Origin of the sequence: Hydrogenophaga sp. (genome assembly GCF_030373225.1) — a bacterium.
Taxonomy (GTDB): Bacteria; Pseudomonadota; Gammaproteobacteria; order Burkholderiales; family Burkholderiaceae_C; genus Hydrogenophaga.
Genome location: NZ_JAUCZG010000019.1, coordinates 22,566 through 34,517, shown reverse-complemented (window position 1 = coordinate 34,517; position 11,952 = coordinate 22,566). Strand labels below are relative to the sequence as shown.

Here is an 11,952-nt window from a genome sequence, read left to right as displayed (position 1 = left end):
AAAGCGCCGCTCTGCCTATACTGTTCCGGGAACCGTCCCGGTCTTCGCGGGGCGCCCTGTCGGAGACCGCCTTCATGAACGCCCGTTTGCCCCACGCCGCACCACCGCTGGACCCGCAGGCCCTGCAAAGCCACATCGATGCGGCCTGGTCGCAGACCATCATTCCCGAGCTGGTGCGCTACATCGAGGTGCCAGCCAAATCGCCGGCGTTCGACCCCGACTGGGCCAGTCACGGTCTGCTCGCGCGTGTCCTGCGCGACGCAGCCGACTGGGTGCAGGCGCAACAGGTCGAGGGCCTCACGCTGGAGGTCATCCAGCTCGACGATGGCCGTGGTGTGCCGCGCACGCCGGTGCTGTTCTTTGAAGTGCCGGCCTGCGCCGGGCGCGACGGCACGCCGGCGCCCGCCTCGGGCCAGACCGTGCTGATGTACGGCCACCTCGACAAGCAACCCGAGTTCACCGGCTGGCGCAGCGACCTCGGCCCCTGGACACCCAGGATCGACAACGGCAAGCTCTACGGCCGCGGCGGTGCCGACGATGGTTATGCGGTGTACGCCAGCATCGCTGCGCTGAAGGCGCTCAAGGCCCAGGGCGCGGCGCATCCGCGCATCGTCGGCCTGATCGAGACCTGCGAGGAAAGCGGCTCCGGCGACCTGCTGCCCTACGTGGACACCTTGCGCACGCGGCTGGGCGACGTGGGCCTGGTGATCTGCCTGGACAGCGGCGCCGGCAACTACGACCAGCTCTGGCTCACCACCAGCCTGCGCGGCATGGCCAGCGGTGTGCTCAAGGTGGAGGTCCTCACCGAGGGCATCCATTCCGGCGACGCGTCGGGCCTGGTGCCGTCGAGCTTTCGCATCATGCGACAGGTCCTCGACCGGCTGGAGGACAGTGCCACTGGCCGGTTGCTGCCGGCCAGCTTCCACTGCGAGGTGCCGGCCGAGCGTGTCGAACAGGCGCGCGCCACCGCCGCCATCCTGGGCGACGAAATCCACAAGCGGTTTCCGTGGGCGCACCACGACTGCGGCGGCTCCACCGTGTTCGCGCTGCCCACCACCACCGACCCGGTGGACGCGCTGCTCAACCGCACCTGGCGGCCCACGCTGTCGGTCACCGGGGCCGACGGGTTTCCCGAGTTGCGCAACGCCGGCAACGTGTTGCGGCCCTACACCGCCTTCAAGCTGAGCCTGCGCCTGCCCCCGCTGGTGGACGCCCCCAGGGCGGTGCAGGAACTCAAGGCCCTGCTGGAGGACAACGCGCCCTACCAGGCCCGGGTCACCTTCGAAGGCGAAGGGGCGGCCAGCGGCTGGAACGCGCCGGCCACCACGCCGTGGTTCGAACACGCCCTGCAGGACGCCTCGCAGGCGCATTTCGGCGCTGGCTGCGGCACCATCGGGCAAGGCGGCACCATTCCGCTCATGAACATGCTCAGCAAGGGGTTTCCCACCGCCCAGATGATGGTGTGCGGCGTGCTGGGCCCCAAGAGCAATGCGCACGGCCCCAATGAGTTCCTGCACCTCGATTACGCGCAACGCCTGACCGCCACGGTGGCGCAGGTGATCGCCCGCATGCCTTGAACCCCATGACGCACTCCCACCGCACCTGCATCCCGGGTGGTTTCCTGCGACGCACCGCCGATGGATGGTGAACCATGACCGACACGACCCAGGCGCCCTTCACGCTGCGCGACGGCCTCAACCTGGCCCTGTACGACTGGCCACTGCCGATGCGACGCCGCCCGCGCGGCGTGGTGCTCATCGTGCACGGACTGGGTGAGCACGCCTGGCGCTACGACGCGGTGGCTCGCCGCCTCAACGACTGGGGTTTCGTGGTGCGCGCCTTCGACCAGCGCGGCCATGGCGACTCCGGCGGCGCGCAGGGCACGCTGCCCGACGACGACGCGCTGCTGGAAGACCTGGCCGAGGTGCTGGATGACACGCGCCGCCACATCGCCGAACCCTGGGCCTGTCCACTGATCCTCATGGGTCACAGCATGGGTGGCCTGGTGTCGGCCACCTTCGTTCAGCGTGGCCTCGGCAAGATCGACGGGCTGGTGCTGTCATCACCCGCGCTGCAGGCCGGGCTCGGCCTGGTGCAGCGCAGGCTGATCGACCTGATGTACCGCTACGCGCCGAACAAGACCCTGTCCAACGGGCTGGACGCCAGCAAGATCTCGCACAACCCCGCCACCGTGGCGGCGTACGAAAGAGACCGCCGGGTGCACGACCGCATCTCGGCCCGCCTGGCGCGTTTCATCGACAGCAACGGGCCACGCGTGCTCGCTGCGGCACCCCACTGGAGCGTTCCAACCCTGCTCATGTACGCCGGCGACGACCACCTGGTGAAGCCGGAGGGCAGCCGCGCGTTTGCCGCTGCGGCGCCACGCAACACCGTGCACGTCCAGGCCTTCGAAGGCCTCTATCACGAGATCTTCAACGAGGCCGATCCGTCGGCGGTGTTCGGCACGCTCAAGGCCTGGCTGGATGTGCAGGCCCCACGTCCGCAGGCCGCCTGAGGATTCAGCGACGCGGCTGCATCAAGCCGCCGAGCATGCCCATGAGATCGGCGCCGGCGGGGCTGCCCCGGGTGCCGAGCAGGTCGCCAAGCGCGCCCAGGCCATCGTCGGCCGGTACCCGACCCTGCGGTGTGAGCTGGTCGATCAGACCGGGCAGCAGCTCTGCCAGGGCGGTGGAGGCTTCCTCCTGCCGGCCACCGAGCTGGGCGGCGATCATGCCCATCAGGTCCGGCCCCAGGGCTTGTCCGAGCTGCTCTGGATTCACCGGCTGGTTGGCGCCGGTCCCCACCCACGATTGCGCCGTCTCGCCCAGCCCGGCCGATTGCAGCCTGGCCAGCAAACCCTGCAGGCCACCCCCATGGGTAAACAGCGTGCTCACCAGGGTGATCAGCAACTGGGGATCAAGGCCACCGGCGCCGCCCGGCGGTGCGGCGCCGGGCTCACGCCGGGCGCCCATGGCGGCCTGCGTGGCCGCCCCCATCAGTGAATCCAGCAGTCCCATGGCGCGTCTCCGTTGGCTGTTCGTTCAGGCCGGATTGTGGGCCTGCCGACCGCGCCACGCAAGCCAGATCAGGGCCAGCGCGGTGAGGGCCAGCGGCAGCAGCGAGCCCAGGTTCAGCCACTGCCAGCCTTGCGTGGTCACCAGCGCTCCCGAGGCGAACGAGGTGAGGGCCATGGTGGCGAACACGCAGAAGTTGATGGCTGCCTGGGCCCGGTCCTTTTCCTCGGGCCGGTACGACTGCAACGAGAGCGTGGTGCTGGCGGTGAAGAGGAAATTCCAGCCCACACCGAGCAGGAACAGGGCGATCAGGAACTGGTGCAGCTCCACGCCCGACAGCGCGATCACCACACAGGCCACGTTGAGCGCCACACCCACTCCCATGATGCTGAGCACCCCGAAGCGCTTGATGAGGTGTCCGGTGAAAAAGCCGGGTGCGAACATGCCGATGACGTGCCATTCGAGCACCAGTGCCGCGTCTTCAAACGGATAGCCGCAGACCTGCATGGCCAGCGGCGTGGCCGCCATGAGCAGGTTCATCACGCCGTAACCCAGGGCCGCGCCCGCGGTGGCCACGATGAACACCGGCTGGCGCATGATCACGCCGAGCGGCCGGCCGGCGTCGGCATGGGCGGCCTTCGGGGGCACCGGCGGGAAACGCACAAAAGCCATCACCGCCATGGAGAGCAAGGCCACCAGCGCCAGCGACACGTAGGCGCCCACGAAGGGCACCTCGAACAGGCCGCGGGTGCGGCTGGCCAGATTGGGTCCGAGCACCGCGCCCACCAGTCCCCCGGCCAGCACCAGGGACACGGCCTTTTCGCGGAATGCCGGCGCGCTCAGTTCGGCCGCGGCGAAGCGGTAGAGCTGTCCGTTGGCGCTGTAATAGCCCGCGATCACGGTGGCCGCCACCAGCAGCCAGAAGTGGCTGTTCATGACCGCCCAGGCGCACAGCAGGGCTGAGGCCAGCGCCACCAGCAGGCCGATCTGGAACGAGACCTTTCGCCCGAACGCGCTCTGCGTGCGCGCCACCAAGGGCGTCGACAAGGCCCCGCCCACCACATAGCCCATCACCGGCAGCGTGGCCATCCAGCCCAGGGGCGCCAGTGACAGCCCGACCAGACCGTTGATGGCGATGAACACCACGTTGTTGGTGAGAAACAGGCCTTGTGCGGCGGCCAGCAGCCAGAGGTTTTTGTTCATGGGGAGGTGGTTGTGGTCATGACGAGGGCCGCCAGCGCGGCGGTCTCGGCGCGCAGCACGCGCGGGCCCAGGGTGACGGGCAGAAAACCGGCGGCGCGGGCTTGAGCCTCTTCCTGGGGATTCAGACCTCCCTCGGGTCCGCTGAGAAAACACACGGGCGTGTCGCTCGCCACGGTTTGCACGACCCGGGCCAGCGGCTCGGTGCCTTCGGCCAGCGAGAGCAGGCAGCGCAAGGTGGGCGTTGCAGCGTCGACCCGGGGCAGCGCCTTGAGCCAGGCGGCAAGGTCGGCCACGGGCGCCACGGTGGGCGGGCGGTTGCCGCCGCACTGTTCACAAGCGGCGACCGCCACCGACTGCCAGTGCGCCTGCTTTTTGGCGGCGCGCTCGCCCGACAGGCGCAGCACGCTGTGGGCGGTGTGCAGCGGCTGCAGCGCGGCCACGCCGAGTTCGGCGGCCTTCTCGACCAGCCAGTCCATGCGGTCATTGGCGGGCATGCCCATGGCCAGCGTCACGGCGCGGCCGGGCTCGCGCTCGGTGGCCGTGTGCGCCTCCACGGTCACGTCCACCTCGCTGCGGCCCATGCGGGTGATGGTGGCCTGCCACTCACCGCCTTCGCCGTTGAACAGGGTGATGCCCTGCCCGGGCTGCAGTCGCAGCACCTGCACATGGCGCGCCGCGGAAGCGGGCAGCGCAAGGCTCTGGCCGGCGATCAGCGGCGCGGGGCAGTGAAACCGGGGCATCAGAGGCGCCCGAAGGCGTAGCCCGATGCGGCCTGCAGGCCCTCGACCTCGTCGATCAGTTGCAGGAACGGGCCGAGCGCCCGGTAGCGGTGCGCGGTGTGGCGGATGTAGCCGATGAAGCGCGGCGTGTCGGCCAGATACCTGGGCTTGCCGTCGCGCAACGTGAGCCGCGCGAAGATGCCCGCCACTTTCAGGTGGCGCTGCAGGCCCATCCACTCGACCGAGCGGTAGAACGCGCCGAAGTCGGCATGCCAGTCTTCGAAGTCCATCAGGCCGGCCTTGCGCGCCTTTTCCCAGTAACGCACCGTGACGTCGATGACGAAGTCCTCGTCCCAGCTCAGGAAGGCGTCGCGCATCAGGCTGGCGACGTCGTAGGTGATGGGGCCGTGCACCGCGTCCTGGAAGTCCAGCACACCGAGTTGTTGCGCCGGGGTGTTGCCGGGCTCGCGGGGCAGCATCAGGTTCCTCGGCATGAAGTCGCGGTGCACATAGACGCCGGGCGCATGGAGGTTGTGCGCCACGATCGAGTCGAAGGCCTTCTGCAAGGTGTTCGCCTGCGTGTCGTTGAGCTCAAACCGTTTGTGCTCCCGCAGGTACCAGTCCGGGAACAACTGCAGCTCGCGGCGCAACAGGGCCTCGCTGTACGGGGGCAGCACGCCGGGCTTCGATGACAGCTGCCACGCGAGCAGCGCGTCGAGCGCCTGCATGTAGCGCCCATGGTTCGCCTGGGCATTGTCCGGGTCGATGCGATCGAGCATGGTCTCGTGACCCAGGTCGCTGAGCAGCATGAAGCCCTGCGGCTCGTCCCAGGCGAGCACCTCGGGCACCAGCAGGCCGGCCTCCCGCATGAGCGAGGCCACGTGCACGAAGGGCTGGCAGTTCTCCTGCGCGGGCGGGGCATCCATCACGATCAGGCTGTGCCCGGCCTGCGCGTCGATGCGCAGGTAGCGCCGGAAGCTGGCATCGGCAGACGCCGCGCGCAGCGTGCCCGGGCGCAGGCCCAGGCGCTCGGCGAGCGGCGCCATCCAGGCGGCAAAAGCGTTTTCGCGCCTGGGATCGGCCCACTCGACGGCGGTGTTGGACTGGGTCATGCTGAAAGGAGTTTTTTCGCCGCCTGTCAATGGGCCGGGCGCACGAACGGGCAGTGGATAATGGCCGCTGATTCTACAAACCCCCTGTGCTGACCCGCGCCTTGCGCCTGCTTTCGGTCAGCCCGGTCCATCACACCTTCCCCTTGAATCGCCGCACCCACCCACCCTGCGTTCCAGCCATGCCCGGTGGGCGAACACACGCCCGGCCCCGGGTGGCGCCCGTGGCGCTGGCGGTTCGCGGGCTGATGGCGGTGCTGGCGCTGGGCGCGCACACCCTGGGTCAGGCCCAGTCGGGCGACGGTGATGACGCCGCGCGGCCAGGCGTGCTGCTGCGCTCCAGCGACATGCTGCTGGAGGCGTTGCCCGACGACGCGAAGCGGCTGGCGCCGTCCTTCATTTCGGGTGAGCGCATCGAAGGCCAGACCGACGGCATCACGGCGGTCGAGGGCAAGGCCGAACTGCGCCGCCACGACACCGTGATCCGCGCCGACCGGCTGCAACTCGACCAGCGCAACAACGAAGCCCGCGCCAGGGGCAACGTGCTGATCAACCGCAGTGGGGACCGTTTCGAGGGCCCGGAGCTGCAGCTCGATGTCGAGACCTTCGAAGGCACGTTCACCCAGCCCACCTTCAATCTGCTGAAGAACGAAGGCAAGGGCGACGCCAGCCGGGTGGACTTTCTCGGAGAAGACAAGGCCGTGGCGCACGACGCGCGCTACTCCACCTGCCCGCGCACCCCGGGTGCCGACTGGATGCCGGACTGGCTGGTGCGGGCCACGCGCATCGAATTCGACAACGTCGCCCAGACCGCAGCGGCCACGGGCGGTGTGCTGGAGTTCAAGGGCGTGCCGATCCTCGGCTGGCCCTATTTCACCTTCCCGCTGAGCGATGCGCGCAAGTCGGGGCTGTTGCCGCCCACGCTGAACCTCGACAACATCAGCGGCCTGGAAGTCACGCTGCCGTACTACCTGAACATCGCGCCCAACCTCGATGCCACGCTCTACCCCACGCTGATGAGCAAGCGCGGCGTGGACCTCGGCGGCGAGCTGCGCTACCTGCAGCCCACTTACGCCGGCCAGGTGCGCGGCGCCTTCATGGCGTCCGACCAGTTGCGCGGTGCCAACCGCTGGGGCTACTCGGCCCAGCACAACCAGAACCTCACCGGCAGCAAGCTGGCTTTCGACGGGTCCGCGGGCCTGTACGTCAACCTCAACCGGGTGAGCGACGACGACTACTGGCGCGACTTTCCGCGCGCAACCACCTCGCTGACCACCCGCCTGCTCGCCAGCGACGTGGCCTACAACTGGGCGCAGGGGCCGTGGGCGGTGAGCGCCGGGGCCTACACCTGGCAAACGCTGCAGGACATCGACGCACCCATCACCCCACCGTACGACCGCCTGCCTTCGGTGGCGGTGCGTTACGGCCGCAGCGACGCGCAGGTGGCCAGCCTGAGCGGCGTCGACTGGTCGGTGCTGAGCGAGTACACGCGCTTCCAGTCGGTGCCCGGGCTGACCCGCCAGACCAATGGTTCGCGCGCTTTGACGGTCGCCCAGATCAGCCGGCGCTTCCAGACGCCGGGCCTGTTCATCACCCCGCGCGCGCAGCTGCATGCCACGCAGTACAGCTTCGACACTGCGCTGGCCAACGGCGCGCGCAGCGCCTCGCGCGTGTTGCCCACGTTCAGTCTGGACAGCGGGCTGGTGTTCGAACGCGACGCCGGCTACTTCGGTCGCCGTTTCACCCAGACGCTCGAGCCCCGCGCCTTTTTCACCTGGACGCCCTACCGCGACCAGCGCCTGCTGCCCAACTACGACTCGGCGGCCAACGACTTCAACCTGGCCTCGATCTACACCGAAAACGCGTTCGGTGGCAACGACCGCATCTCGGACACACGCGCACTCACCGTGGGCGTGAGTTCCCGCCTGCTCGACCCCGACAGTGGCGCCGAGGTGGTGCGCCTGGGTGTGGCGCAGCGCTACCTGTTCCGGGATCAGGAAGTGTTCCTGCCCAACGCCAGCGGCCTGCCCGGCGGCGACCCGGTCAACGAACGCCTGAGCGACATCCTGCTGGCCGCGCGCGTGCAGTGGAGTTCCCGATGGCTGACCGACGCCAATGTGCAGTACAGCCCGGGCAACCGCGAATCGGTTCGAACCACGCTCAGCGGGCGCTACACCCCGAGCAACTTCCGCGTGGTCAGCGCGGCGTACCGCCTTCAGCGCGGCAGCAGCGAACAGTTCGATGTGGGCTGGCAGTGGCCGCTCAACGACCTGTTTGGCGAACCTGCACGCACCGAAGTGCGCGGCCGTGCCCTCGGCCCCGGCCAGTGGTACAGCGTGGGCCGCATCAACTACAGCGTGCCCGACCGCAAGATCGTCGACCTCGTGGCCGGCTTCGAATTCGACGCCGGCTGCTGGCTCGGGCGCATCGTGCTGGAGCGCCTGCAGCGCAGCAATGCCTCGGCCAATCAGCGTATCCTGTTCCAGCTGGAGTTCAGCGGCTTCTCCCGCCTGGGCTCCAACCCGCTGAAAACCCTCAAAGACAATGTGCCGCGCTACCAGTACCTGCGCGAAGAAATCAACCCGCCCAGCCGGTTCCAACAATATGACTGACCGCTTTCCACCCATCTCCCGAGCCGCCTCGTGGCTGCTGTGCTGCTCGATGCTGGCCGCCCCGCTGGCGCAGGCCCAGGCACTGCGCCCCTCCAGCGGCCTGCGGGCGCCGGTCACGCAGCCGTCTGCCGGTCCTCGCACCGCCGACTTCATCGTCGCCCTGGTCAATTCGGAGCCGGTGACCAACAGCGAAGTGCGTCAGCGCCTCATGCGGGTGGAGCAACAACTCAGCCAGCAGTCGAGCGCCCTGCCTGCGCGCGAGCAGCTCGCCCGCCAGGTCCTGGAGCAGATCATCAGCGAGCGGGCCCAGTTGCAGCTCGCTGCCGAACTCGGCATCCGGGTGGAAGAAGCAGCGCTGACGCAGGCCGAGCAGTCGATTGCTGCGCAGAACCAGCTCACGCCCGAGGAATTTCGCCGCCGCATCGCGGCCGAGGGCGTCGACATCAACCAGCTGCGAAACGATCTGCGCAACCAGATCCTGCTGCAGCGCTTGCGCGAGCGCGAGGTGGAGTCGAAGGTTCGTGTGAGCGAAGCCGACATCGACGATTTCATTCGCGAGCGCCAGGGTCGCAACGACGTCACCAGCCTGCAGCTCAACCTGGCACAGGTGTTCGTGGCGGTGCCCGAGGACGCGCCGGCCGAACGGGTGCAGACCCTGCAGGTGCGCGCACAAGGCGTGGCCGATCGGGCCCGCGCGGGTGGCGACTTCGCCGAACTGGCCCGCGAGTTCTCCGACGGGGCGGAACGCGCCAACGGCGGGCAGTTCGGTCTGCGCCCCGCCGAGCGCCTGCCCGAACTCTTCGTTGAGGTGACCCGCTCGCTGAGCGCGGGAAGCATTGCCGGCCCTGTGCGCAGCCCGGCCGGTTTCCACGTGCTCAAGGTGATCGAGAAGCGCCAGTCCGGCCTGCCGGATGCCATGGTCAACGAGACCCGGGCGCGCCACATCCTGCTGCGACTGGGCCCACAACTCAGCGAGGCCGATGCCGTGGCACGGCTGGCCGGCTTCCGACAACAAATCGCCAGCGGCCAGGCCACGTTCGAGGCATTGGCCCGCGAACACAGCCAGGACGGTTCGGCACAGGAGGGAGGCAGCCTGGGCTGGGCCCAGGCCGGGCAATTCGTGCCCGAGTTCGAAGCCGCGATGAACCGCCTGCGTCCGGGCGAGATCTCGCCGCCGGTGGTGTCGCGCTTCGGTGTGCACCTCATCCGGGTGGAGGAGCGTCGCCAGAGCACGCTCTCGGCGCGCGATCAGCGTGAGATGGTGCGCTCGCTCGTGCGTCAACAAAAGGCCACGGAAGCCTTGCGCACCTGGGTGCAGGACGTTCGTGGACGCGCCTACGTGGAATTCCGCGACGCGCCCCAGCCGTGATGCGCCGGGCCCGCCCGGCTGCCTTCGCATGAAGCACATCGCACGCAAGCGCTTCGGTCAGCACTTTCTGACCGATGGCGCCATCATCGACGCCATCGTGGATGCGATCTCACCGCAGCCAGGCGACGCGATGGTGGAGATCGGCCCCGGTCTCGCCGCGCTCACGCAACCGCTGGTGGAGCGGTTGGGGCGTCTCACCGTGATCGAGCTGGACCGCGACCTCGCGCTGCGTTTGCGTGCCCACGCGCAACTCTCGGTGGTGGAGTCCGACGTGCTGAAGGTTGATTTCACCGCGCTGGCCAGCCAGCTGGGCGCACCGAAACTGCGTGTGGTGGGCAACCTGCCCTACAACATTTCCACGCCCATCCTGTTTCACCTGCTCGAGCATGTGGCCGTCGTCCAGGATCAGCACTTCATGCTGCAGAAGGAAGTGATCGACCGCATGGTGGCTCGCCCGGCCACCTCCGACTACAGCCGGTTGTCGGTGATGCTGCAGTGGCGCTACGCGATGGACAACGTGCTGTTCGTTCCGCCGCAGAGCTTTGATCCGCCTCCGCGTGTGGACAGTGCCATCGTGCGCATGCTGCCCCTGGCCGAACCGCCGGCCATCGACGTCGCCCGGTTTTCAGCGATGGTGCAGGTGGCCTTCAGCCAGCGCCGCAAGATCCTGCGCAACACCCTCGGCCGGTGGCTCGATGAGCAAGGCTTCAGCGGAGCGTTCGACCTGCAGCGCCGTGCCGAAGAAGTGCCGGTGAGCGAATACATTGCCCTGGCCCAGGCCACGCAGGCATGAAAAAAGCCGCTGCAAAGGCAGCGGCTCTCCGGAACACCGCAGACGCGGCGCGGGGGCGTCCGATCAGGCCGCAGCCAGCCAGTAGCCGGCGTTGAAGGGACTGCTCATGCGCAGCGCCATCGGGCTCACATCCAGGATCTTGTCCGTGGGCATGGGCTCGTCGCTCTGCACTTCGATCTGCTCTTCGCCTTTGGGTGAGCGAGCCACCGAGAACGAGTAGAAGCAGCGGAACGGGATCTTGCGGTCCGACCAGTAGTCAGCGGCGTCGCGGAAGATGTCGAGCAGCTGCTCGCGCGCTTCCTTGTCGAACTTCGCGTGCGCAGGGATGTGCTCCAGCACGACGATGAAACCGGTCTGCGGTCCCGACTTGTGGACCATGTCGGTCATGCAGTCGTAGAGCGCGTCGAAGTTCTTGCCGAAGTGCGAAGGCAGGGTGTATTGCGCCGCGATCAATTCCAGCACGTCCTGCTTGCTCTGGGCCTTGGCCAGGTTGGCATACAGGAAGTGATGGCCCAAGTGCTCGGCCGCAGCCTGCAGGTCTTTCACGCCATGGGCGCGAATCGACTGAACGATATTGGGTCGTACGTTACGAAGTGGCGTGTCCATCTCCGCGTCTCTTTCAAAGGTCAAAGTTAAAAAACCGTTCGCACCACCCAAGAGTCACTGCAGGATCAGCCGAAAGCTGCTGTAGTGGTCTTCGGTGTAATAACAGGCCTCAGGCGTCCTGGGCTGCAAGCCACCACACACGATCCTTCTCGCACCCCGATGACCCAGACTGGGGGTGGGCACCGTGTACTCACGGTAGAACCCTCGCCGCTGGTCGGGCAGCAACCGCTCCCGGTTGCCGAACACCGTGCCGTCCTTCTCGTACCGAAAGGGTCCACCCTGCCGTATCAGCGCCATCACTTGCCGGCCCTGGGGGGGCAAGCCGGATTCGGCGAGGGAAACGGCTGCGGCGCTGGAGAAGGTCGGGTCTGCCGGACCTCGAGCCTGCACCAGAAAGGTGCCCAGCGAAGCCGTCAGAACCAGTGCCAAGGACAGTGTTGCCACGGCCCTCACACTCCCGATCCGCGCCCGGATCCGCTTCAGGTCCATGAAATCCCTTGCTCCTGATGCAATCAACCCGCCACCAA

The 11,952-nt window shown here is 68.0% G+C and carries 10 protein-coding genes and 1 pseudogene; 5 read left to right on the top strand and 6 right to left on the bottom strand.

The annotated features are described in order from the left end of the window. The first annotated feature begins 74 nt into the window (after positions 1-74). On the top strand, positions 75-1,577 hold the full coding sequence (locus QUV35_RS11995; protein ID WP_300874109.1) for a M20/M25/M40 family metallo-hydrolase: 1,503 nt from the start codon (positions 75-77) through the stop codon (positions 1,575-1,577). A 74-nt stretch (positions 1,578-1,651) separates the two neighbouring features. Beyond that, positions 1,652-2,515: an alpha/beta hydrolase gene (locus QUV35_RS11990; protein WP_300874106.1), complete on the top strand. Its 864-nt coding sequence runs from the start codon at positions 1,652-1,654 to the stop codon at positions 2,513-2,515. A 4-nt stretch (positions 2,516-2,519) separates the two neighbouring features. Here QUV35_RS11990 and QUV35_RS11985 read toward each other — a convergent pair whose 3' ends face one another. From QUV35_RS11985 to QUV35_RS11970, 4 genes are read right to left on the bottom strand one after another with little or no spacing between them, the layout of a single operon-like run. After that, positions 2,520-3,017, bottom strand: a complete 498-nt coding sequence (locus QUV35_RS11985) for a YidB family protein (protein ID WP_300874105.1) — start codon at positions 3,015-3,017, stop codon at positions 2,520-2,522. A gap of 24 nt (positions 3,018-3,041) precedes the next feature. After that, on the bottom strand, positions 3,042-4,217 hold the full coding sequence (locus tag QUV35_RS11980) for an MFS transporter (RefSeq protein ID WP_300874102.1): 1,176 nt from the start codon (positions 4,215-4,217) through the stop codon (positions 3,042-3,044). Beyond that, a complete protein-coding gene (locus QUV35_RS11975; protein ID WP_300874099.1) occupies positions 4,214-4,957 on the bottom strand; it encodes a 16S rRNA (uracil(1498)-N(3))-methyltransferase in 744 nt (247 codons plus the stop codon). Before QUV35_RS11975 ends, QUV35_RS11980 begins: the two co-directional genes overlap by 4 nt. After that, positions 4,957-6,048 (bottom strand): phosphotransferase, encoded by a 1,092-nt coding sequence (locus QUV35_RS11970; RefSeq protein WP_300874097.1) that lies wholly within the window; start codon positions 6,046-6,048, stop codon positions 4,957-4,959. The genes QUV35_RS11975 and QUV35_RS11970 overlap by 1 nt, the downstream gene beginning before the upstream one ends. Positions 6,049-6,134: 86 nt before the next feature. Here QUV35_RS11970 and QUV35_RS11965 point away from each other — a divergent pair, with 86 nt between their 5' ends. From QUV35_RS11965 to rsmA, 3 genes are read left to right on the top strand one after another with little or no spacing between them, the layout of a single operon-like run. Further along, positions 6,135-8,657 carry an LPS-assembly protein LptD gene (locus QUV35_RS11965; protein ID WP_300874094.1) on the top strand — a complete coding sequence of 841 codons (2,523 nt, stop codon included), beginning with the start codon at positions 6,135-6,137 and terminating at the stop codon, positions 8,655-8,657. Beyond that, complete coding sequence (locus tag QUV35_RS11960; RefSeq protein ID WP_300874092.1) at positions 8,650-10,026, top strand: peptidylprolyl isomerase; 1,377 nt, start codon at positions 8,650-8,652, stop codon at positions 10,024-10,026. Before QUV35_RS11965 ends, QUV35_RS11960 begins: the two co-directional genes overlap by 8 nt. Positions 10,027-10,054: 28 nt before the next feature. Continuing rightward, positions 10,055-10,819: a 16S rRNA (adenine(1518)-N(6)/adenine(1519)-N(6))-dimethyltransferase RsmA gene (gene rsmA / locus QUV35_RS11955; RefSeq protein ID WP_300874089.1), complete on the top strand. Its 765-nt coding sequence runs from the start codon at positions 10,055-10,057 to the stop codon at positions 10,817-10,819. A gap of 210 nt (positions 10,820-11,029) precedes the next feature. Here rsmA and QUV35_RS11950 read toward each other — a convergent pair. Continuing rightward, positions 11,030-11,425, bottom strand: a pseudogene (locus QUV35_RS11950) (barstar family protein); the annotation flags it as partial. A 54-nt stretch (positions 11,426-11,479) separates the two neighbouring features. Beyond that, positions 11,480-11,854, bottom strand: coding sequence for a ribonuclease domain-containing protein (locus tag QUV35_RS11945; protein WP_300874087.1), 375 nt, complete (start codon positions 11,852-11,854; stop codon positions 11,480-11,482). Positions 11,855-11,952 lie beyond the last annotated feature (98 nt).

Excerpts from the sequence above, each read along its gene's own strand:
- QUV35_RS11995 (WP_300874109.1), top strand. The coding sequence starts at position 75 with ATGAACGCCCGTTTGCCCCACGCCGCACCACCGCTGGACCCGCAGGCC.
- QUV35_RS11990 (WP_300874106.1), top strand. The coding sequence starts at position 1,652 with ATGACCGACACGACCCAGGCGCCCTTCACGCTGCGCGACGGCCTCAAC.
- QUV35_RS11985 (WP_300874105.1), bottom strand. The coding sequence starts at position 3,017 with ATGGGACTGCTGGATTCACTGATGGGGGCGGCCACGCAGGCCGCCATG.
- QUV35_RS11980 (WP_300874102.1), bottom strand. The coding sequence starts at position 4,217 with ATGAACAAAAACCTCTGGCTGCTGGCCGCCGCACAAGGCCTGTTTCTC.
- QUV35_RS11975 (WP_300874099.1), bottom strand. The coding sequence starts at position 4,957 with ATGCCCCGGTTTCACTGCCCCGCGCCGCTGATCGCCGGCCAGAGCCTT.
- QUV35_RS11970 (WP_300874097.1), bottom strand. The coding sequence starts at position 6,048 with ATGACCCAGTCCAACACCGCCGTCGAGTGGGCCGATCCCAGGCGCGAA.
- QUV35_RS11960 (WP_300874092.1), top strand. The coding sequence starts at position 8,650 with ATGACTGACCGCTTTCCACCCATCTCCCGAGCCGCCTCGTGGCTGCTG.
- rsmA (WP_300874089.1), top strand. The coding sequence starts at position 10,055 with ATGAAGCACATCGCACGCAAGCGCTTCGGTCAGCACTTTCTGACCGAT.